2 protein-coding genes (1 of these 2 cut by a window edge) are annotated in these 24,858 nt (G+C 71.7%); both read left to right on the top strand.

Annotated features, from left to right (window positions below):
- Entirely contained in the window at positions 1-18,612 is an 18,612-nt protein-coding gene (locus tag PM1_RS14975) for a non-ribosomal peptide synthetase (RefSeq protein ID WP_009622050.1), read from the top strand.
- Positions 18,612-24,858, top strand: the 5' portion of a protein-coding gene (locus tag PM1_RS31110) for a non-ribosomal peptide synthetase (protein ID WP_009622048.1). 2,360 nt of this gene lie beyond the right edge of the window; the window shows 6,247 of its 8,607 coding nt (coding positions 1-6,247); its start codon is at positions 18,612-18,614; the stop codon falls past the right edge of the window. The genes PM1_RS14975 and PM1_RS31110 overlap by 1 nt, the downstream gene beginning before the upstream one ends.

The raw sequence follows: 24,858 nt of genomic DNA on the forward strand, positions 1-24,858 counted from the left end.
ATGAACGCAGAACAGTCCCTGAAACTCGCCCGCCGCTTCATAGAGCTGCCCCTGGAAAAACGCCGGATGTTCCTGGACAGCCTGGCCGCGGAAGGCGTCGACTTCTCGCTGTTCCCAATTCCGGCCGGGGTGGAGAGCGTCGAGCGCAAGCGGCCTTCCTACGCCCAGCAGCGCATGTGGCTGCTCTGGCAGCTGGACCCGCACAGCGGCGCCTACAACCTGCCCGGCGCCGTGCGCCTGCAGGGGGCGCTGGACCGCCAGGCCCTGGAGCGCGCCTTCGCCAGCCTGGTGGAGCGCCACGAAACCCTGCGCACTGTCTTCGTCGCGGATGCGGACGGCACCCCGTTGCTGGCGCCCATGCCCGGCGAACTGCGCGTGGCCTACGAGGACTTCAGCGCCCTGGCCGCGGACGAGCGGGAAGCGCGCGTGCGCGAGGAAGCCCAGCGCGAGTCGCTGCAGAGCTTCGACCTGGGCCGCGGCCCGCTGCTGCGGGTGCGCCTGATCCGCCTGGGCGAGCAGGAACACGTGCTGCTGCTGACGCTGCACCACATCGTCTCCGACGGCTGGTCGATGAACCTGCTGATCGAGGAGTTCGGCCGCTTCTACAGCGCCTATGCCGAGGGCCGCGAGGCGCAGCTGTCGGCGCTGCCGGTGCAGTACGCCGACTACGCCCTGTGGCAGCGTAGCTGGCTGGAGGCCGGCGAGCAGGAACGCCAGCTGGACTACTGGCGCAAGCAGCTTGGCGAGCATCACCCGGTGCTGGAACTGCCGGCCGACCACCCGCGCCCGGCCCAGGCCAGCTACCGCGGCGCCCGCTACGAATTCGCCGTGGAACCGGCGCTGGCCGAAGCGCTGCGCGCCGCCGCGCGGCAGCAGGGGCTGACGCTGTTCATGCTGCTGCTGGGCGGCTTCGACGTGCTGCTGCAACGCTACAGCGGCGAGGGCGACCTGCGCGTCGGCGTGCCCATCGCCAACCGCAACCGCGCCGAGGTGGAAGGGCTGATCGGCCTGTTCGTCAACACCCAGGTGCTGCGCGCGGTATTCGATGCGCAGACGCCGGTGCGGGACCTGCTGGCCCAGGTGCGCGACAGCGTACTGGGCGCCCAGGCCCACCAGGACCTGCCGTTCGAACGCCTGCTGGACGCCTTCCAGGTGGAGCGCAGCCTCAGCCACAGCCCGCTGTTCCAGGTGATGTACAACCATCAGCCGCAGGTGGCCGACATCGAGGCCCTGGACGACGTGGCCGGCCTGCGCCTGAGCCGCCTGGACTGGCAGAGCCGCACCACCCAGTTCGACCTTTCCCTGGACACCTACGAGAAGGGCGGCCGCCTGTACGCCGCGCTGACCTACGCCACCGACCTGTTCGAGGCGGCGACCATCGAACGCATGGCGCGGCACTGGCAGAACCTGCTGCGGGCGATGATCGACACCCCGCAGCGCGCGGTCGGCGAGCTGCCGATGCTGGAGGCTGGCGAGCGCGAACTGATCCTGCAGCAGTGGAACGCCACGGCCACCGAATACCCGCTGCATCGCGGCGTGCACCAGTTGTTCGAAGAGCAGGCCGAGCGCCAACCGGATGCGCCGGCGCTGGCCTTCGGCGAGCAGCGCCTGAACTATGCCGAGCTGAATGCCCGCGCCAACCGCCTGGCCCATGTGCTGATCGAACGCGGCGTCGGTCCGGACAGCCTGGTCGGCATCGCGGTGGAGCGCTCCATCGAGATGGTCGTCGGCTTGATGGCCATCCTGAAAGCCGGCGGCGCCTATGTGCCGCTGGACCCTGAGTACCCCGCCGAGCGCCTGGCCTACATGCTGGAAGACAGCGGCGTGAAGCTGCTGCTGAGCCAGCCGCACCTCGACCTGCCGTTGGCCGAGGGTGTGCAGCGTATCGATCTGGATCAGGACGGCGACTGGCTGGAAGGCTACAGCGAGGCCAACCCCGCTGTGGTTCTGGACGGCGAGAACCTCGCCTACGTGATCTACACCTCCGGTTCCACCGGCAAGCCGAAAGGCGCGGGCAACCGCCATCGCGCGCTCACCAACCGGCTGTGCTGGATGCAGGAAGCCTACGGCCTCAACGCCGGCGACACGGTATTGCAGAAAACGCCCTTCAGCTTCGACGTGTCGGTCTGGGAGTTCTTCTGGCCGCTGATGACCGGCGCTCGCCTGGTCGTCGCGGCGCCGGGCGATCACCGCGACCCGGCGAAGCTGGTGGAGCTGATCAACCGTGAAGGCGTCACCACGCTGCACTTCGTGCCTTCGATGCTGCAGGCCTTCCTGCAGGACGCCGCAGTCACCAGTTGCTCCAGCCTGAAACGCATCATCTGCAGCGGTGAAGCGCTGCCGGTGGATGCCCAGCAACAGGTCTTCGCCAAGCTGCCGCAAGCCGGCCTGTACAACCTCTACGGCCCCACAGAAGCGGCCATCGACGTCACCCACTGGACCTGCGTGGAGGAGGGCAAGGACGCCGTCCCGATCGGCCAGCCCATCGCCAACCTGGGCTGCCATATCCTCGACGGCAATCTGGAACCCGTGCCGGTAGGCGTCCTGGGCGAACTCTACCTGGCCGGCGAAGGCCTGGCCCGCGGCTACCACCAGCGCCCATCACTGACCGCCGAACGCTTCGTCGCCAGCCCCTTCGTGGCCGGCGAGCGCATGTACCGCACCGGCGACCTGGCCCGCTACCGCGCCGACGGCGTGATCGAATATGCCGGCCGCATCGACCACCAGGTGAAGCTGCGTGGCCTGCGCATCGAACTGGGCGAGATCGAGGCGCGGCTGCTGGAGCACGAATCGGTGCGCGAAGCGGCGGTGCTGGCCGTGGATGGCAAGCAACTGGTCGGCTACGTCGTGCTCAATACCGAGCAGGATGACTGGCGTGAAATCCTGGCTGCGCATCTGGCCGCCAGCCTGCCGGAATACATGGTCCCGGCGCAGTGGCTGGCCCTGGAGCAGATGCCCCTGAGCCCCAACGGCAAGCTCGACCGCAAGGCACTGCCCAAGCCCGATGCGACCGTGGCCCAGGCCGACTACATCGCGCCGCGCAACGAGGTGGAACAGCGTCTGGCGGCCATCTGGCAGGACCTGCTGAGCATCCCCCAGGTCGGCCTGGACGACAACTTCTTCGCCCTGGGCGGCGATTCCATCATCGCCATCCAGGTGGTCAGCCGGGCGCGCCAGGCCGGGCTGCAACTGAGCCCGCGCGACCTGTTCCAGCACCAGAGCGTGCGCGGCCTGGCCCAGGTCGCCCAGCCCCTGACGGCTACTCCGGTGGAACAGGCACCAGCCCATGGCGAGGCGGCGTTGGCGCCGGTGCAGCACTGGTTCTTCGAGCAGGCCATCCCCGAGCGCCAGCACTGGAACCAGTCGCTGCTGCTGCAAGCCCGCCAGCCGCTGGATGGCGAACGCCTGGAGCGGGCGCTGCTGCGCCTGCTGGCGCACCACGACGCCCTGCGCCTGCGTTTCCGTGAAGAAGACGGCGTGTGGCACCAGGCTTATGCCGAACAGGCCGAAAGCCCGCTGTGGCGCCGCCAGGCCGCTTCGCCCGAGGCGCTTACCGCACTCTGCGAAGAAGCCCAGCGCAGCCTGGACCTGCAACAGGGCCCGCTGCTGCGCGCGCTGCTGGTGGACCTGGCCGACGGCGGCCAGCGCCTGCTGCTGGCGATCCACCACCTGGTGGTGGACGGTGTGTCCTGGCGCATCCTGCTGGAAGACCTGCAGCGCCTGTACGCACAGCCGGACGCCGAGCTGCCGCCGCGCAGCAGCGCCTACCAGGCCTGGACCCGCCAGTTGCAGGAACAGGCCCGACAATGCCAAGGCGAGCTGGCCTACTGGCAGGCGCAACTGGCCGACGCCCCGCGCAGCCTGCCATGCGACAACCCGCAAGGCGCGCTGGAGAACCGCTACGAACGCAAGCTCGCCCTGACCCTCGACGCCGAGCGCACCCGCCAGCTGCTGCAGGAAGCCCCGGCGGCCTACCGCACCCAGGTCAACGACCTGCTGCTGACCGCCCTGGCCCGGGTGATCTGCCGCTGGAGCGGCGAGGCCAGCGTGTTGGTGCAACTGGAAGGCCACGGCCGCGAGGATCTGGGCGGCGGGCTGGACCTGAGCCGCAGCGTCGGCTGGTTCACCAGCCTGTTCCCGCTGCGCCTGGCCCCGGCCGCCGACCTCGGCGCCTCGATCAAGGCAATCAAGGAACAACTGCGCGGCGTACCGGACAAGGGCGTCGGCTACGGCCTGCTGCGCTACCTGGCCGGCGCCGAAAGCGCCCAGGCCCTGGCGGCGCTGCCGCAGCCGCGCATCACCTTCAACTACCTGGGCCAGTTCGACCGCCAGTTCGACGAAAACGCCCTGCTGGTACCGGCCACGGAAAGCGCCGGCCAGGCCCAGGACCCGCGCGCGCCCCTGGCCAACTGGCTGAGCATCGAAGGCCAGGTCTACGGCGGCGAGCTGAACCTGAGCTGGGCGTTCAGCCAGGAGATGTTCGCAGCGGCCAGCGTGCAGCGCCTGGTGGACGACTACGCGCGCGAGCTGCAAGCGCTCATCGACCACTGCCGCGACCCGCGCCACGCCGGCGCGACGCCCTCGGACTTCCCCCTGGCCGGCCTGGACCAGGCGCAGCTGGACGCGCTGCCGCTGGACCTGGCCTCGGTGCAGGACCTCTACCCGCTGTCGCCGATGCAGCAGGGTATGCTGTTCCACAGCCTGCACGGCCAGGCCGGCGACTACGTGAACCAGTTGCGTATGGACATCGGCGGGCTGGACCTGGCGCGTTTCCGCGCCGCCTGGCAGGCCGCGCTGGACGCCCACGACAGCCTGCGCAGCGCTTTCCTCTGGGCCGACGGCTGGGCGCAGCCGCTGCAGGCCGTGCTCGGCCACGTGGAACTGGACCTGCGCCTGGCGCCGGCCGGTAGCGACCCGCAGGCCCTGGCCGAGGCCGAGCGCGCCGCCGGCTTCGACCTGGCCCGTGCGCCCCTGCAGCGCCTGCTGCTGGTGCCCCTGGCCGACGGGCAGATGCATCTGGTCTACACCTACCACCACATCCTCATGGACGGCTGGAGCAACGCCCGGCTCCTCGCCGAAGTGCTGCAGCGCTATGCCGGCCAGGCGCCCGAGGTGGCGCCGGGGCGCTACCGCGACTACATCGCCTGGCTGCAGCAGCGCGACCTCGGCGCCGCCGAGGCCTTCTGGCGCGAACAGCTGGCCGCGCTGCCGGCGCCCACCCACCTGGGCAACCGGGAGCATGCCCAGGCCACTGGCCAGGGCGAGCACCTGCACGAACTGGATGCCGCCACGACACAGCGCCTGACGGCCTTCGCCCAGGCCCGGCGCGTCACCCTCAACACCCTGGTGCAGGCTGCCTGGTCGGTGCTGCTGCAACGCCACGCCGGCCAGTCGACGGTGGCCTTCGGCGCCACCGTCGCCGGCCGTCCCGCCGAGCTGCGGGGCATCGAAGGGCAGGTCGGCCTGTTCATCAACACCCTGCCGGTGATCGCCACGCCGCAGCCACACCAGAGCGTGGCGGACTACCTGCAGGGGTTGCAGGCGGCGAACCTGGCCTTGCGCGACTTCGAGCACACGCCGCTGTACGACGTCCAGCGCTGGGCCGGGCAGGGCGGCGAGGCGCTGTTCGACAGCATCCTGGTGTTCGAGAACTTCCCGGTGGAGCAGGCCCTGGACCGCGCGCCCGCCGGCCTGAGCCTGCGCATGGCGGCCAACCACGAGCAGACCAACTACCCACTGACCCTCGGCGTCACCCTGGGCGAGCGCCTGGCGCTGCAGTTCGTCTACGCCCGCAGCGCCTTCGACGCCGCTGCGATCGCCAGCCTGGAGCAACAGCTGCGCCGGGTGCTGCTGCAGATGGCCGAGGCGCCGCAGCAGCGCCTGGGCGAACTGGCCTTGCTGGACGTCGGCCAGCGTCTCGCGGCGCTGGCCGACTGGCAGCAGCCGCTGCAAGGGCTGCCGGGGGAGGGCGTGGCCGCGCTGTTCGACCGCCAGGCTGCCGCGACGCCCGATGCCGTGGCATTGGTCCAGGGCGATGCGCAACTGACCTACGCCGAGCTTGCGGCCCGCGCCGAGGCCATCGCCCGGGGCCTGCGCGCCCGCGGCGTGGGTGCCGAGAGCCTGGTGGCGATCGCTGCCGAGCGCTCCTTCGCGCTGGTGGCGGGCCTGCTGGGCATCCTCAAGGCTGGCGCCGGCTACCTGCCGCTGGACCCGGACTACCCGGCCGAACGCCTGGCCTACATGCTGCGCGACAGCCGCGTGGCCTGGCTGCTGCACGACGCCGCCGCGGCGGCCCGCCTGGCGCAGCTGGAAGGCATAGAGCGCCTGGCCTTGGACGATGCCGGCTGGCAGGCCCAGGCCCCGGCCGGGGCGCTGCCGCCGGTGAACGGCGGGCAACTGGCCTATGTGATCTACACCTCCGGCTCCACCGGCCGGCCCAAGGGCGTGGCGGTGAGCCAGGCGGCGCTGGCCGGGCACTGCCTGGCGGCGGCCCGGGCCTACGAGATGGAGCCGGCAGACTGCGTGCTGCAGTTTGCCTCCATCAGCTTCGATGCCGCCGCCGAGCAGCTCTTCATGCCGCTGCTGGCGGGCGCCAGGGTGCTGCTCGGCGCGGCCGGGCAGTGGAGCGCCCAGCGCCTGGCCGATGAGGTGGAGCGCCACGGGGTGAGCGTACTCGACCTGCCCCCGGCCTACCTGCAACAACAGTCCCAGGAGCTGCTGCGCAGCGGTCGCAGCATCGTCGTGCGCGCCTGCATCCTCGGTGGCGAGGCCTGGGACGCGAGCCTGCCGGAGCAGGGCGCCCTGCGGGCGCGGCAGTGGTTCAATGCCTACGGCCCCACCGAGGCGGTGGTCACGCCCCTGGCCTGGCGCTGCCAGTTGCCGCTGGCGGCGAGCCCGGCCATCGGCCGGGCCCTGGGCGCGCGCCGCGTGTGCATCCTCGACGCCGCTCTGCAACCCTGCGCGGCGGGCATGGTCGGCGAGCTGTACATCGGCGGCGAGTGCCTGGCGCGCGGCTATCTCGGGCGAGCCGGGCAGACGGCCGAACGCTTCGTCGCCGACCCCTTCGCCGGCGACGGCGCCCGCCTGTACCGCACCGGCGACCTGGCGCGCTACCGCGCCGACGGGCAGATCGAATACCTCGGGCGTATCGACCAGCAGGTGAAGATCCGCGGCTTCCGCATCGAGGCCGGTGAAATCGAGAGCTGCCTGCTGGCCCACCCGCGGGTGGCCGAGGCGGCCGTGCTGGCGCTGGACGCCGCCAGCGGGCCGCAACTGGCGGCCTACCTGGTGGCCGCCGGCGAGGCGGGCGACGCCTGGCTGGCCGAGGTTCGCCAGTGGGCGGCGCAGCGCCTGCCGGCGCACATGCTGCCGACAGCCTGGCAGGTGCTCGCCGGCCTGCCGCTGAACGCCAACGGCAAGCTCGACCGCCAGGCCCTGCCCAGGCCGGACCTGGCGGCCGGCCGCACTGCCGGCGAAGCGCCGCAGGGCGCCCTGGAGCAGCGCGTGGCGGACATCTGGGCGGAACTGCTGGGCGTCGAGGGCATCACCCGCGACGAGCACTTCTTCGAGCTGGGCGGCCATTCCCTCAGCGCCACCCGGGTGATCTCGCGCCTGCGCCAGGAACTGGGGCGGGAGGTGCCGCTGCGCAACCTGTTTGAGCAGCCGACACTGGCCGCCTTCTGCGCCGCCCTGCAGCGCCTGGAGGCGCAGGCCGCGCCGAGCCTGCGGCCGCTGCCCAGGGACGGCGAGCTGCCGCTGTCCCACGCCCAGCAGCGCATGTGGTTCCTCTGGCAACTGGAGCCGGACAGCGCCGCCTACCACCTGCCCAGCGTGCTGCACATCCGCGGCGCGCTGGACCGGGAGGCGCTGCAAGGGGCCTTCGACTGGCTGGTGCAGCGCCACGAGAGCCTGCGCACCCGCTTCGAGGCCGTGGAGGGCCGCGCCGTGCAGCGGGTTTCGGCGGCACTGCCGCTGCCCATTGCGAGCCGCGACTGCGCCGGCCTGGACGACGACGCCCTGCGCCAGCGGGTGGCGGAAGCCATCCGCCAGCCCTTCGACCTGGCCAGCGGCCCGCTGCTGCGGGTGTGCCTGCTGGATCGCGGCGATGATGAGGCCGTGCTGGTGGTCGTCCTGCACCATATCGTTTCCGATGGCTGGTCGATGCAGGTCATGGTCGACGAGCTGCTGCAGGCCTACGCCGCCCTGCGCCGCGGCGAGCAGCCGGGCCTGGCGCCGCTGGCGCTGCACTACGCCGATTACGCGGCCTGGCAGCGCGCCTGGCTGGACGGCGGCGAAGGCGAGCGGCAGCTGGCCTACTGGCGCCAGCGCCTGGGCGCCGAACAGCCGCTGCTGGAATTGCCGGCCGACCACCCGCGCCCGGCCCAGGCCAGCGGCCGCGGCCGGCGCCTGGAACTGGCGCTGCCCGGCGAACTGGGCGAGGCGCTGCAGGCTTGCGCGCGCCGCGAAGACGTCACGCCGTTCATGCTGCTGCTGGCGTCCTTCCAGGTGCTGCTGCAGCGCTACAGCGGCCAGTCCGACATCCGCGTCGGCGTGCCCATCGCCAACCGCAACCATGCCGGGACCGAGCGGCTGATCGGCTTCTTCGTCAACACCCAGGTGCTGCGCAGCGAGATCGACGGCCGCCGGGACGTCCGCAGCCTGCTCGGCCAGGTGCGCGAGGCGGCCCTGGGCGCCCAGGCGCACCAGGACCTGCCGTTCGAGCAAGTGGTGGACGCCCTGCAGCCCGAACGCAGCCTCAGCCACAGCCCGCTGTTCCAGGTGCTGTACAACCACCAGAGCGACGAGCGCCAGGGCGCGGAAGTCGAAGGCCTGCGTATCGGCAGCTTCCCCTGGGAAGGCGCCACGGCGCAGTTCGACCTGGCCCTCGATACCTGGGAAAGCCCGGCCGGCCTCGGGGCGGCTCTGACCTACGCCACCGACCTGTTCGAGCCAGCCAGCATCGAGCGCATGGCGCGGCACTGGCAGAACCTGCTGCGGGCGATGATCGACGACCCGCAGCGCGCGGTCGGCGAACTGCCGATGCTGGAGGCTGGCGAGCGTGAGCTGATCGTCGAGCGCTGGAATGCCACGGCTGCTGAATACCCGCTGCAGCGGGGCGTGCACCAGCTGTTCGAGGAGCAGGCCGAGCGTCATCCGGATGCACCGGCGTTGGCCTTCCGTGAGCAGCGCTTGAGCTATGCCGAGCTGAATGCGCGTGCTAACCGCCTGGCCCATGCGCTGATCGAGCGGGGTGTGGGGCCGGATAGCCTGGTCGGCATCGCGGCGGAGCGCTCCATCGAGATGGTCGTCGGGCTGATGGCGATTCTGAAAGCTGGCGGCGCCTATGTGCCGCTGGACCCGGAGTATCCCGCCGAGCGCCTGGCCTACATGCTGGAAGACAGCGGCGTGAAGCTGCTGCTGAGCCAGTCGCACCTCGATCTGCCGCTGGCCGAGGGCGTGCAGCGTATCGATCTGGATCAGGACGGCGACTGGCTGGAAGGCTACAGCGACATCAACCCCGCTGTGGTTCTGGACGGCGAGAACCTCGCCTACGTGATCTACACCTCCGGCTCCACCGGCAAGCCAAAAGGCGCGGGCAACCGCCATCGCGCGCTCACCAACCGGCTGTGCTGGATGCAGGAAGCCTACGGCCTCAACGCCGGCGACACGGTATTGCAGAAAACGCCGTTCAGCTTCGACGTCTCGGTCTGGGAGTTCTTCTGGCCGCTGATGACCGGCGCTCGCCTGGTCGTCGCTGCGCCGGGCGATCACCGCGATCCGGCGAAGCTGGTGGAAGTGATCAACCGCGAAGGCGTCACCACGCTGCACTTCGTGCCCTCGATGCTGCAGGCCTTCCTGCAGGACGCCGCAGTCACCAGTTGCTCCAGCCTGAAACGCATCATTTGCAGCGGTGAAGCGCTGCCGGTGGATGCACAGCAGCAGGTCTTCGCCAAGCTGCCGCAGGCCGGCCTGTACAACCTCTACGGCCCAACCGAAGCGGCCATCGACGTCACCCACTGGACCTGCGTGGAGGAGGGCAAGGACGCCGTCCCGATCGGCCAGCCCATCGCCAACCTGGGCTGCCATATCCTCGACGGCAATCTGGAACCCGTGCCGGTAGGCGTCCTGGGCGAACTCTACCTGGGCGGCGAAGGCCTGGCCCGCGGCTACCACCAGCGCCCGGCGCTGACCGCCGAACGCTTCGTCGCCAGCCCCTTCGTGGCCGGCGAGCGCATGTACCGCACCGGCGACCTGGCCCGCTACCGCGCCGACGGTGTAATCGAGTACGCCGGGCGTATCGATCACCAGGTGAAGCTGCGTGGCCTGCGCATCGAACTGGGCGAGATCGAGGCGCGGCTGCTGGAGCACGAATCGGTGCGTGAAGCGGCGGTACTGGCCGTGGACGGCAAGCAACTGGTCGGCTACGTCGTGCTCGATGCCGAGCAGGACGACTGGCGCGAAATCCTGGCCGCGCACCTGGCCGCCAGCCTGCCGGAATACATGGTGCCGACCCAGTGGCTGGCGCTGGAAAACATGCCCCTGAGCCCCAACGGAAAGCTCGACCGCAAGGCGCTACCCAAGCCGCAACAGGACCCGCAGCAGGAACGCGTCGCGCCACAGAACGAGATGGAACGGCGCATCGCCGCCATCTGGGCCGAGCTGCTGAAGCTCGACGACGTGGGCGCCACCGACAACTTCTTCGCCCTGGGCGGCGACTCCATCGTCTCCATCCAGGTGGTCAGCCGCGCCCGCGCGGCGGGCATCCACTTCACCCCGAAGGAGCTGTTCCAGCACCAGACCGTACAGGCCCTGGCAAGGGTTGCCCGCAGCGGCGCTACGACCCAGGCCGACCAAGGCCCGGTAGTCGGCGAGACGCCGCTGCTGCCGTTCCAGCGGCTGTTCTTCGAACAGGCCATTCCCAACCGCCAGCACTGGAACCAGTCTCTGCTGCTGCAGCCGCGCCAGGCGCTGGATGCCCAGGCGCTGGAAGCGGCCCTGCAGGCCCTGGTCGAGCACCACGACGCCCTGCGCCTGCGCTTCACCGAGGTCGATGGCCAGTGGCGTGCCGAACACGCCGGAGTTACCGGCGAACCTCTGCTGTGGCTAGCCGAGGCCGAGAACAGCGAGGTCGTAGAGACCCTGTGCGACGAAGCCCAGCGCAGCCTGGACCTGGCTCGCGGGCCGCTGATCCGCGCGCTCTTGGTGAGACTGGCCGACGGCAGCCAGCGCCTGCTGCTGGCTATCCACCACCTGGTGGTGGACGGGGTGTCCTGGCGCATCCTGCTGGAGGACCTGCAGCGCGCCTACGAACAGCGCCTCGCCGGCCAGGCACCGCAACTGCCGGCCAAGACCAGCGCCTTCAAGGCCTGGGCCGGGCGCCTGGCGGAATACGCCCGCGGCCCGGCGCTGCAGGTCGAGCGGCAGTACTGGCAGGACAGCCTCGGCGGCGTCGAGGCCGACCTGCCTTGCGACAACCCCGCCGGCAGCCTCAGCCAGCGCCACGCCGCCCACGTGCAGAGCCGCCTGTCGCGGCCGCTGACCGAGGCGCTGCTGAAGCAGGCCCCGGCCACCTACCGCACCCAGGTCAACGACCTGCTGCTGACCGCCCTGGCGCGCGTGCTGTGGCGCTGGACCGGCCGGCGCGCCAGCCTGGTGCAGTTGGAAGGCCACGGCCGCGAGGCGTTGTTCGACGACCTCGACCTGAGCCGCAGCGTGGGCTGGTTCACCAGCCTGTTCCCGGTGCGCCTGGAACCCGCCGAGGACCTCGGCGAGTCGCTGAAGGCGATCAAGGAGCAACTGCGCGGCGTGCCGAACAAGGGACTGGGCCATGGCCTGCTGCGCTACCTGGCCGACCCGCAGAGCGCCGCGGCCCTGGCCGCGCTGCCCCAGGCGCGGGTGACCTTCAACTACCTGGGCCAGTTCGACGCCCAGTTCGACGAGGCGGCGCTGCTGCGGCCCGCCGCCGAGCGCGCCGGCGCCGAGGTGGACGCCGACGCGCCGCTGGACAACTGGCTGAGCCTCAACGGCCGGGTCTACGACGGCGAGTTCAGCCTGGACTGGAGCTTCAGCCGCGAGCAGTTCGCGCAAGCGACCCTCCAGCGCCTGGCCGAGGACTACGAACGCGAACTGGCCGCGTTGGTGGAGCATTGCCTGCAACCCCGGCAACGCACCCTCACGCCCTCGGACGTCCCCCTGGCCGGGCTGGCCCAGGCGCAGCTGGATGCGCTGCCGGCGGCGCTGGCGACAGTCGAAGACCTCTACCCGCTGTCGCCGATGCAGCAGGGCATGCTGTTCCACAGCCTGTACGAGACGGACCAGACGGCCTACGTAAACCAGCTGCGCATGGACCTGCACGGCGTCGACCCGCAACGCCTGGCAAGCGCCTGGCAGCGCGCGCTGGACCTGCACCCGAACCTGCGCGCGGCCTTCGTCTTCGTCGACGACCAGCCGCTGCAGGCCATACCCGCGGCCGTGGAACTGCCCTTGGAAATGCTCGACTGGCGCGAGCGCGCCGATGCCCCGGCGGCGCTGCAAGCCCTGGCGCAGGCGCAGCTGCAACGCGGCTTCGCCCTAGACGAGGCACCGCTGCTGCGCCTGCACCTGGTGCGCCTGGGCGCGGAGCACTACCACTGCCTGTTCACCCATCACCACATCCTGCTCGACGGCTGGAGCACCGCGCGCCTGCTCGGCGAGGTGCTGCAGGCTTATGCCGGCGAGACGCCGCAGCCCGCCGCAGGCGCCTACCGCGACTACATCCGCTGGCTGGGCGAGCGCGACGCGGCGGCGGCCGAGGCCTTCTGGCGGCAGCGCCTGGCGCCGCTGCAGGTGCCCACGCGCCTGGCCAGCGTGCTGGGCGCCGAGGCGCCGGCAGCCGAGGAGGGGCACGGCGACCACGTGCTGCGCCTGCCCCAGGCGCTGGTCCAGGCCCTGGACGGCTTCGCCCGGCAGCAGCGGGTGACGCTCAACAGCGTGCTGCAGGCGGCCTGGCTGCTGTTGCTGCAACGCTACACCGGGCAGGACTGCGTGGCCTTCGGCGCCACCGTGTCCGGTCGGCCCGGCGAGCTTGCCGGCATCGAACAGCAACTGGGGCTGTTCATCAACACCGTGCCCCTGATCGCCAGCCCGGCGCCGCAGTGCAGCGTCGCCGACTGGGTGGCCCAGGTGCAGGACGCGGCCAGCGCCGCCCGCGAGTGGGAACACACCCCGCTGTACGACATCCAGCGCTGGAGCGGGCACGGCGGCGAGGCGCTGTTCGACACCCTGCTGGTGTTCGAGAACTACCCGGTGGCCGAGACCCTGCAGCGCGGCCTGCCCGGCGGCCTGCGGGCCGAGAACGTGCAGGCCTTCGACCAGACCCACTACCCGCTGAGCATCGCGGCCCTGCTCGAAGGCGAGCTGCGCCTGGAGTTCCGCTACCAGCGCCGGCTGTTCGGCGCGGCGCGGGTGGCGGCCATCGCCGGGCACCTGGCGCAACTGCTGGAAGCCTTCGTCGCGGCGCCCGAGGCCAGGCTGGCCAGCCTCGACATGCTCGGCGCCGACGAGCGCCGGCTGCTGCTGGATACCTGGAACCCCTGCCTGCCGGTGGCCGACAAGCGCTGCGTGCACCAGCTGATCGAGGAACAGGCGCGCCTGCGCCCGCAGGCGACGGCGCTGATCTTTGGCGACCTGCAGCTCAGCTACGCGCAGCTCAACGCCCGCGCCAACCGCCTGGCGCACCACCTGCGCCGTCTTGGTGCCGGCCCCGAGACGCTGGTGGGCATCTCGCTGCAGCGTTCGGTGGAAATGGTCGTCGGCCTGCTGGCCACCCTCAAGGCGGGCGCCGCCTACGTGCCGCTGGACCCCGACTACCCGGCCGAGCGCCTGGCCTTCATGGTCGAGGAAAGCCGCATCGCGCTGTTGCTGACGCAGTCGCACCTGCAGGGGCGCCTGGCGCTGCCCGCGGGCGTGCCCAGCCTGAGCCTGGACACCCTGGCGCTGGACGCCGAGCCGGACGGCGACCTGCCGAACCTCAGCCGGCCGCAGCACCTGGCCTACGTGATCTACACCTCCGGCTCCACCGGCCGGCCCAAGGGCGTGGCGGTGGAGCACGGCCCGCTGGCCATGCACTGCCTGGCCATAGGCGCGCTCTACGGCATGACCCCGCAGGACCGCGAGCTGCAGTTCGCCTCGATCAACTTCGACGGCGCCCACGAGCGCTGGCTGGTGCCGCTGATCCATGGTTCGGCGCTGATGCCCCGCGACAACGAGCCGTGGAGCGTGGAGCGCAGCGTCGAGGAAATCCGCCGGCACGGCATCACCATCGCCTGCTTCACGCCGAGCTACCTGCAGCAGATGGTCGACCACGTCGAGCAGGACGGCATAGGCCAACTGCCGATCCGCTCCTTCACCGTCGGCGGCGAAGGCACCTCGCGGCACACCTTCGAGCGTATCCAGCAGGTGCTGGCGCCCGAGCGCATCATCAACGGCTACGGGCCCACCGAAACCGTGGTCACCCCGCTGATCTGGCGCGCCTACCGCGGCGACGGCTTCAGCGCCCAGTACATGCCCATCGGCCAGCCGGTGGGCGAGCGCAGCGCATACATCCTCGACGAGCAGCTGCGGCCGTTGCCGCTGGGCCTGGTCGGCGAGCTGTACGTCGGCGGCAGCGGCCTGGCCCGCGGCTACCAGGGCCGCGCGGAACTGACCGCCGAACGCTTCGTGCCCGACCCGTTCGGCCAGCCGGGCGGCCGGCTGTACCGCACCGGCGACCTGGCGCGCTATCGCGAGGACGGGGTGGTGGAGTACCTCGGCCGGGTGGACCACCAGGTGAAGGTCCGTGGCTTCCGCATCGAACTGGGCGAGATCGAGGCGCGCCTGCTCGAACGCGAAGAGGTCGGCGAAGCCCTGGTGATGGCCGTGGAAGGCCCCACCGGCGCGCAACTGGTCGGCTACCTGGTGGCCGCGCCGGGACGCTCGGAGGCCCTGGATGAAGAGGCGCTGAAGGCGGCGCTGCGCGAAACGCTGCCCGACTACATGGTGCCGGCCCACCTGATGCAACTGGCCGCCATGCCGCTGTCGCCCAATGGCAAGGTGGACCGCAAGGCCCTGCCGCGCCCGGCCCTGGAACGCGCCGGCGGCGCCGGCGCGCGCCCGGTGACGCCGCTGCAGCGGGCCCTGGCGGCGATCTGGGCGCAGCTGCTGCAACTGCCGGAGGTGGGCCTGGACGACCACTTCTTCGAACTCGGCGGGCATTCGCTGCTGGCGACCCAGGTGGTCTCGCGGGTACGCCGCGAACTGGGCCTGGAGCTGCCGCTGCGCAGCCTGTTCGAACAGCCGGTCCTGGCCGCCTTCGCCGCCCTGGCGGCCCGCGCCGGGGCCGACCAGGCACCGCCGCTGCAGGCCCTGCCGCGCAGCGGCGACCTGCCGCTGTCCTACGCGCAGCAGCGCCAGTGGTTCCTCTGGGAACTCGACCCGCAAGGCTGCGCCTACAACATGCCGCTGGCCCTGGAACTGCGCGGCGAGCTGGACGTGACGCGCCTGGGCCGGGCCTTCAGCGCCCTGGTGCAGCGCCACGAGAGCCTGCGCACGCGCTTCGTCCGGCAGGACGGCGAGGTGCGCCAGCGCATCCTCGACAGCCAGGCGCCGGAGCTGGCCTTCCACGACCTCGGCGAGCTGCCCGAGGGCGAGCGCGAGGGCCGCGCCATGGCCATCTTCGCGGCGGCCCGTGCGCAGCCCTTCGACCTGGAGCAGGGCCCGCTGCTGCGCATCGACCTGGTGCGCCTGGGCACCCGCCGGCACCGCCTGGGGCTGGTGCTGCACCACATCGTCTCCGACGCCTGGTCGATGCGCGTCATGGTCGCCGAGCTGAGCGCTCTCTACGCCGCTGGCGGCGACGCGCGGGCGGCGGGGCTGCAGCCGTTGCCGCTGCAGTACGCCGACTATGCACAGTGGCAGCGGCAGTGGATGGACAGCGGCGAGGGCGAGCGGCAACTGGCCTACTGGCGCGCCTGCCTGGGCAGCCAGCACCCGGTGCTGGAACTGCCCGCCGACCGGCCGCGGCCGGCCCAGCGCAGCCAGCGCGGGGCCAGCCTGGCGCTGCAGCTGCCGGCGGCGCTGGTCAGCCGCCTGCGGGCCCTGGCCAGCGCCCATGACAGCACGCTGTTCATGCTCCTGCTGGCGGCCTTCCAGGCCTTGTTGCATCGCCTCAGCGGCCAGGAGGAAATCCGCGTCGGGGTGCCAGTGGCCAACCGCACCCGCCAGGAAACCGAGGGCCTGCTGGGCTTCTTCATCAACACCCTGGTGCTGCGCGCCGACTTCGCCGACGACCAGGCCTTCCCGGCGCTGCTGGGCCAGGTCCGCCAGCGCATGCTGGAGGCACAGGCCCACCAGGAACTGCCCTTCGAGCAACTGGTGGAGGCGCTGCAGCCGGAGCGCAGCCTGAGCCACAGCCCGCTGTTCCAGGTGCTGTTCAACCACCAGGGCGAGGCGGGCCCGCAGGCCGGGGCGGCGCTGGACGGCCTGCAGCTGGAGATGCTCGAGGGCGGCGCGCCCGGCGCCCAGTTCGACCTGCTGCTCGACACCGCCGAGCACCAGGGCGCGATCGCCGCCACCCTGGTGTACTCCACCGACCTCTTCGATGCGTCGAGCATCGAGCGCCTGGCCCGCCAGTGGACCTGCCTGCTGCAGGCGCTGGCCGAGGACCCGCAGCGACGCGTCGCCGAACTGCCGCTGCTGGACGAGGCACAGCGCGCCGCGCGCGCGGCCGAGGGCCAGGGGCCGCGGCGCGACTACCCGTTGCAGCTGTGCGTGCACCAGTTGATCGAGGAACAGGTACGCCGCACGCCCGAGGCGGAAGCGCTGTACTTCGCCGGCGAACGCCTGAGCTATGCCCAGGCGAACCGCCGGGCCAACCAGCTGGCGCGCCTGTTGCGCCAGCGCGGGGTCGGGCCGGAAGTGCTGGTCGGCGTGTGCATGCAGCGCTCGCTGGAGATGCCCATCAGCCTGCTGGCGATTCTCAAGGCAGGCGGCGCCTACGTGCCGCTGGACCCCGACTACCCGGCAGAGCGCCTGGCCTACATGCTGGAGGACAGCGGCATCGGCCTGCTGTTGACCCAGGCCGGGCTGCTGCCGTCGCTGCCGCCGGTCGCCGGCGTCGAGGCCCTGGCGCTGGAGCACCTGGCGCACGAGCTGGCGGCGCAGGAGGATTCGGACCTGGAGAACCTCTGCCAGGGCGAGAACCTTGCCTACGTCATCTACACCTCCGGCTCCACCGGCCGGCCCAAGGGCGCTGGCAACCGCCACCTGGCCCTGCACAACCGCCTGGCCTGGATGCAGGAGGCCTACGGCCTGGGCGCGGGCGACAGCGTGCTGCAGAAGACGCCGTTCAGCTTCGACGTCTCGGTGTGGGAATTCTTCTGGCCGCTGATGACCGGCGCGCGCCTGGTGGTGGCGCGGCCCGGCGAGCATCGCGATGCGCAGCAGCTGATCGAGACCATCCGCGAGCAGGGCATCAGCACGCTGCATTTCGTGCCCTCCATGCTGCAGGCCTTCCTCCAGCATCCGCATGCCGGGCAGTGCGAGAGCCTGCGGCGCATTATCTGCAGCGGCGAGGCGCTGCCGCTGGAAGCCCAGCAGCAGGTGTTCGCCAGGCTGCCAGCGGCGGCCCTGTACAACCTCTACGGCCCCACCGAGGCGGCCATCGACGTCAGCCACTGGACCTGCCGCGAGCGCGCCGGCCACTCGGTGCCGATCGGCCAGCCCATCGCCAACCTCGGCTGCCACGTGCTCGACGCCGAACTGGAACTGGCGCCCGGCGGGGTGACCGGCGAGCTCTACCTGGGCGGCACCGGCCTGGCGCGCGGCTACCACCGCCGCCCGGCGCTGACCGCCGAGCGCTTCGTGCCCGACCCGCGCGGCAACGGTGAGCGCCTGTACCGCAGCGGCGACCTGGTGCGCTGCGGCGCCGACGGCGTGCTCGACTACCAGGGGCGCATCGACCACCAGGTGAAGATCCGCGGGCTGCGCATCGAACTGGGCGAGATCGAGGCGCGCCTGCAGCAACTGCCGGGCATCGCCGAGGCCGTGGTGCTGGCCCTGGACGGGCGCACCGGCAAGCAACTGGTGGCCTACCTGGTGCCGGACGAGCGGCGCTGGCTGGACGACCCGCAGCAGGCCGAGGCCGCGCGCCAGGCAGTGCGCCAGGCCCTGCGCGAGACGCTGCCGGAGTACATGGTGCCGGCGCACTTCTGCCTGCTGGAGCGCATGCCGCTGTCGCCCAACGGCAAGCTGGAGCGTAAATCGCTGCCGGCGCCGAACGTTCAACAGACACACCGGAACCACAGAGCGCCCGAGAGCGCGCTGGAGCAGGAACTGGCGGAGGTCTGGCGGGAAGTCCTGCAGGTCGATGAAGTGGGGCTGGACGACAACTTCTTCGACCTCGGCGGACACTCCCTGCTGGCCTCCCAGGTGATCGCCCGGCTGCAGCAGCAAGGCCGCAAGGTTCCCCTGAAATGGCTGTTCGAGGCCGCCGATCTCGACGCGTTCGCGCGCCAGGTGGCCACGTTGCAGTCCCCCGCGGCCGATGCCGACCTGGGGGAACTGGAAGCCTTCCTCGACGAGTTGGAGAACGTGTGATGGACAAGACCACCGCCTTGCGGATCGCCCAGCGCTTTGCCGGACTGGGCCCGCAGCAGCGCCGGCAGTTCCTGGACAAGATGCAGGCGCAGGGGGTGAGCTTCGAGCAACTGCCGATACCGCCGGGGGAGCCGGCGGCGGAGGGCGAGCCGCTGTCCTATGCGCAGCAGCGGCTGTGGTTCCTCTGGCAGCTGGAACCGCAGGGCAGCGCCTACAACATGCCCCTGGCGCTGCGCCTGCACGGGCCGCTGCAACTGCCCGCGCTGCGCTCGGCGTTCGCCGCGTTGCTGCAGCGCCATGCGGTGCTGCGCAGCGTGTTCCGCATGGGCGAGGCGGGGCCCCGGCAGGTGCTGCGCGAGGACGTCGCGGTGGACCTGGCCGTGCAGGCGGTGGCCGACGAGGCGCAGCTGCGCGCCGCCGTCGAACACGAGACCGCGCGGCCCTTCGACCTGCAGGAGGGGCCGCTGCTGCGCACCCGCCTGTTGCGCCTTGGGGAGCAGGAGCACGTCCTGGTCATCACCCAGCACCACATCGTCTCCGACGGCTGGTCGATGCGCCTGCTGGTGGACGAACTGCTGGAGAGCTACGCCGCCTTCGCCGCCGGCAGGCTGCCGGAGCTGGCCGAGCCGCCGATCCGCTACGCCGACTACGCGGCCTGGCAACGCCGCTGGATGGAGGCGGGGGAAGGGCAGCGGCAACTGGACTACTGGCGCGAACGCCTGGGCGAGGCCGGCCAGGCACTGGAGCTGCCGCTGGACCGCCCGCGGCCCCGCGAGTTGCAAGGCGAGGGGCGGCGCCTGGGCTTCCAACTGCCGGCGGAGCTGGTCCAGGCTCTGGAGCGCCTGGCGCGCGCCGAGGGCGCCACGCTGTTCGCCCTGTTGCTGGCCAGCTTCCAGGCGCTGCTCTACCGCTACAGCGGCCAGGAGGACATCCGCGTCGGCGTGCCGGTGGCCAACCGCAGCCGGGTGGAAGTCGAGGGCGTGCTCGGCTTCTTCGTCAACACCCTGGTGCTGCGCGCCCAGGTGCAGGGCTCGCTGGGCTTCCGCCAGTTGCTGGCCCAGGTGCGCGACAGCGTGGTGGGCGCCCAGGCCCACCAGGACCTGCCGTTCGAACAGGTGGTGGAGGCGCTGCAGGCCGAGCGCAGCCTGGAGCGCAACCCGCTGTTCCAGGTGATGTTCAACCACCAGCAGGCCGCGACCTCGCTCGCAGCGCCCGGCGCGGCCCCCGGCGGGCTGCGCCTGGAGATGCTCGAATGGGAGAACGTCAGCGCCCAGTTCGACCTCACCCTGAATACCGAGAGCACCGCCGACGGCGGCCTGGCGGCCTCGCTGATCTACCCCCGCGAGCTGTTCGACGAGGCGACCATCGAACGCCTGGCCGGCGACTGGCAGCGCCTGCTGGAAGCGGCCGCCGCGGACCCGCAGGTACGCATCGGCGAGCTGCCGCTGCTGGCCGCCGAGGAACGCCAGGCCACCTTGCAGCGCTGGAACGGCGGCCTTCGCGAATACCCGGTCGCCGATGGCCTGGCGACGATCGTCGCCGGCTGGGCGGCGCGCACCCCGGACGCGGTGGCGGCCAGCCTGGGCGAGGCGCGGCTGACCTACGCCGAGCTGAACGCCCGCGCCAACCGGCTGGCGCGCCACCTGGCGACGCTAGGGGTGACCGCGGAAGTGCGGGTGGGCATCGCCCTACCGCGCACCCTGGACATGCTGGTGGCGTTGCTGGCCACGCTCAAGGCCGGCGGCGCCTACGTACCGCTGGACCCGGACTACCCGGCGGAACGCCTGGCCTACCTCGCCCAGGACAGCGGCATCGGCCTGGTGCTCGGCGACGCGGCGGCCGCGGCGTTGCCCTGGCCGGCCGGCGTTCGCCTGCTGCGCCTGGACGAGCTGGAAGCGAGCCTGGCGCAATACTCCACGGACAACCTGCCGCCACGTTCCACGCCCGACAACCTGGCCTACGTCATCTACACCTCCGGCTCCACCGGCAAGCCGAAGGGCGCGTTGCTCAGCCAGCGCAACGTATTGCGCCTGTTCAGCGCCACCCGGGACTGGTTCGGCTTCGACGCCGGCGACGTCTGGACGATGTTCCACTCCTACGCCTTCGACTTCTCCGTCTGGGAAATCTTCGGCGCGCTGCTGCACGGCGGGCGCCTGGTGCTGGTGCCCTTCGAAGTCAGCCGTTCGCCCGAGGACTTCCTGGCGCTGCTGCGGCGCGAGCGCGTCAGCGTGCTCAACCAGACGCCGTCGGCGTTCCGCCAGTTGCTGCCGCTGGCCTGCGCCGCCGGCGACGACCTGGCGCTGCGCTACGTGGTGTTCGGCGGCGAGGCGTTGGAGATCGCCAGCCTGCGGCCCTGGTTCGAACGCTTCGGCGAGCGCCGCCCGCAACTGGTGAACATGTACGGCATCACCGAGACCACGGTGCACGTCACCTATCGCCCGCTCGGCCTGGCCGACCTGGAAGGCGGCGCCAGCAGCCCGATCGGCGAGATGATCCCGGACCTGGGCGGCTACGTGCTGGACGCCGACCTCAACCCGGTGCCGCGCGGCTGCATCGGCGAGCTGCACGTCGGCCATGCGGGCCTGGCGCGCGGCTACCACCAGCGCGCGGCGCTGACCGCCGAGCGCTTCGTGCCCAATCCCTTTGCCGGCGACGGCAGCCGCCTGTACCGCACCGGCGACCTGGCGCGCTACCGCGCCGATGGCGTGCTCGACTACATCGGGCGGATCGACCACCAGGTGAAGATCCGCGGCTTCCGCATCGAACTGGGCGAGATCGAGGCGCGCCTGCTCTGCCACCCGGCGCTGCGCGAAGCGGTGGTGCTGGCGCTGGACGCGACCCATGGCAAGCAACTGGCCGCCTACCTGGTCCCCCGGGATGCGAGCCTGGCGCAGGAGGGCGCCGAAGAAGCCCGCCAGGCCCTGCGCCAGGCATTGAAGGCGCACCTGCTGGAAACCCTGCCGGAATACATGGTACCGGCGCAGATGCACCTGTTGCCGGTATTACCGTTGACCACCAACGGCAAGCTCGACCGCAAGGCCCTGCCCAGCATGGGCGGCGGCGAGCTGCGCCAGGCCTGGGCGGCCCCGCAGAACGAGGCGCAGGCGCGCCTGGCGCAGATCTGGGCCAGCGTGCTGGGCCTGGAGCAGGTGGGCCTGGACGACAACTTCTTCGAACTGGGCGGCGATTCCATCATTTCCATCCAGGTGGTCAGCCGCGCGCGCCAGGCCGGGCTGCACTTCACGCCCCGCGACCTGTTCAGGCACCAGAGCGTGCGCGCCCTGGCCGAGGTCGCCCAGGTTGGAACCGAAGCAGGACCGCGGGTAGCGGCCGAGGGCGAGCTGCCGCTGCTGCCGATCCAGCGCTGGTTCTTCGAGCTGCCGCTGCCCGTGGCCGCGCACTGGAACCAGTCGCTGCTGCTGCGCGCCGAATCCGCGCTGGACGGCCAGGCGCTGGAGCGCGCCCTGGCGGCCCTGGTGGAACAGCACGACGCCCTGCGCCTGGGCTTCGTGGCGCATCCCCAGTGGCATGGCGTCTACCGCGACGCGGCAAGCCAACGGCAGTTGCAGCGACAGGACCCGCTGCTGTGGCGCCGGCAGGCACGCGACGCCGCCGAGCTGGAAGCACTGTGTACGGCGGCCCAGGCCAGCCTGCGCCTGGACGGCCAGCTGCTGCGCGCGCTGCTGGTGGACATGGCCGACGGCAGCCAGCGCCTGCTGCTGGCCATCCACCACCTGCTGGTGGATGGCGTGTCCTGGCGCATCCTGCTGGAAGACCTGCAGGGGCTCTACCAGCAACAGTTGGAGGGCCAGCCGGCGCAGTTGCCGCCGCGCACCAGCTCCCTGCAGGACTGGCACGCCGCCCTGCAAGGCTATGCCAGCGGCGCCGCCCGCGAGCAACTGGACTACTGGCGCGCCCAGCTCGATGGCGCCCCCGCGGGGCTGCCCGGCGTGCCCGCCGAGCTTCCGCCAGGCGCCCTCGACGGCCGCCTGGCCGCCAGTGCCTGTACGCGGCTGGACGCCGAGGCGACCCGCCAACTGCTGCAGGATGCTCCCGGCGCCTACCGCACCCAGGTCAACGACCTGCTGCTGTGCGCCCTGGCGCGTGTGGTGACGCGCTGGAGCGGCGAGCCGTCCATGCTGGTGCAGCTGGAAGGGCATGGCCGCGAGGACCTGTTCGACGGCATCGACCTGACCCGCAGCCTTGGCTGGTTCACCAGCCTGTTCCCGCTGCGCCTGGGCGTGCCCGCCGAGCCCGGCGCGGCCATCCGCGCGGTGCGCGACCAATTGCGCGCGGTGCCGGACAAGGGCCTGGGCTTCGGCGCGCTGCGCTACCTGGGCGATGCCCGCGCGCAGGCCGAGCTTGCCGCGCTGCCGGCGCCGCGCATCACCTTCAACTACCTCGGCCAGCTCGACCGCAGCCTCGCCGCCCTGGGCCCGCTGCAGCCGGCCGGCGAATCGCCCGGCGCCGAGCGCGCCGAAGGTTCGCCGCTGGACAACTGGCTGGCGATCAACGGCCAGGTGTACGGCGGCGAGCTGCACCTGTACTGGACCTACAGCAGCGCGCTGTTCGACGCCGGCGTGGTGGAGGGCCTGGCCGCGGCCCTGGAGGACGAACTGCGCGCCCTGCTAGAGCATTGCCTGGGCGCCCGCGGCCAGGCGCGCCCGGAGGACTTCCCCCTGGCCGGCCTCGACCAGGCCGCGCTGGACGCCCTGCCGCTGGAGCTGGCGCGGGTGGAAGACCTCTACCCGCTATCGCCGATGCAGAAGGGCATGCTCTTCCACAGCCTCGAAGACAGCGAGCCGGGGCTGTACGTCAACCAGTTGAGCATCCGCGTCGACGGCCTCGACCCGGCGCGCTTCGCCGCCTGCTGGCAGCAGGCCTGCGCGCGCCACGCGATACTGCGCAGCGGCTTCCTCTGGCAGGCGGGGCTCGGCGAGCCCCTGCAGTTCGTGCTGCGCCAGGCGCCGGTGCCGATCCGCGAGGTGGACTGCCGCGCCGCGGCGGACGCTGCGGCGCAGGTGGCCGAGTTGGCGGCGCAGGACTGCGCCCAGGGCTTCGATTTCGCCGCGCCGCCGCTGCAGCGCATCACCCTGGCGCGGTTGGAGGACGATGCCTGGCAGCTGATCTGGACCAGCCACCACATCCTGCTGGACGGCTGGAGCAGCTCGCAGCTGGTCGGCGAGGTGCTCGGGCTGTATGCCGGCGAGACGCTGCCGGCGCCGCGGGGGCGCTATGCCGACTACATCGGCTGGCTGCAGCGGCTCGACGCCGGGCAGCTGCAGCGCTTCTGGCGCGAACGCCTGGCGCAGCTGGACGAACCCTGCTACCTGGCGCCCGGCATGGCGCCGCGGCCCGAAGGCGGGCGCAGCGGCCACGCAGCCATCTACTCCACCTTCGATGCGCCGACCACGCGCCGCCTGCAGGCCTTCGCCCAGGCCCAGCGGGTGACGGCCAACACCCTGGTGCAGGCGGCCTGGCTGTTGCTGCTGCAGCGCCACACCGGCCAGGCCAGCGTGGCCTTCGGCGCCACCGTGGCCGGGCGCCCGGCGGCGCTGCCCGGCGCGGAGAACCTGCTGGGGCTGTTCATCAATACGGTGCCGGTGATCCAGCGCATCGAGCCGACGCAGCGGGTGGGCGACTGGCTGCGGCAGCTGCAGCACTACAACGTCGAGGCCCGCGAGCACGAGCAGGCGCCCTTGCACGACATCCAGCGCTGGGCCGGGCAGGGCGGGCAACCGCTGTTCGACAGCCTGGTGGTGTTCGAGAACTACCCGCTGGACCGCCGCTTGCAGGAGGCCGCCGGCGGCGGGCTGCGCTTCGGCGAGTCGAACATGCGCGACGTCACGCACTTCCCCATGGACCTGGCGGTGCACCTGGGCGAGACCCTCAGCATCGAATTCCTCTACCTGCGCCAGTCGTTCGCCGACGCAGGCGTCCTGGCCATCCGCCGGCATTTCGAGCACCTGCTGCTGGCCCTGCTGGAGGATGCCGGGCGCGCCCTGGGCTGCCTCGGCCTGGAGCCGCCGCCCGGCATCCGCGCCTTGCCGCAGGAGACGCCGGCCGCGCTGCTGCCACAGCGCATCGGCGACTGGGCGGCGCGCCAGCCGCAGGCCACCGCGCTGGTCTGCGCCGGCCAGCGCATGAGCTACGCCGAGCTGGACCGCCGCTCCAGCCAGCTGGCGCACTGGTTGCGCGCCCGCGGCATCGGCCCCGAGGCGCGGGTGGGGGTGGCGCTGGAGCGCT

Source organism: Pseudomonas sp. M1 (assembly GCF_022760135.1).
GTDB classification, from domain to species: Bacteria; Pseudomonadota; Gammaproteobacteria; order Pseudomonadales; family Pseudomonadaceae; genus Pseudomonas; species Pseudomonas citronellolis.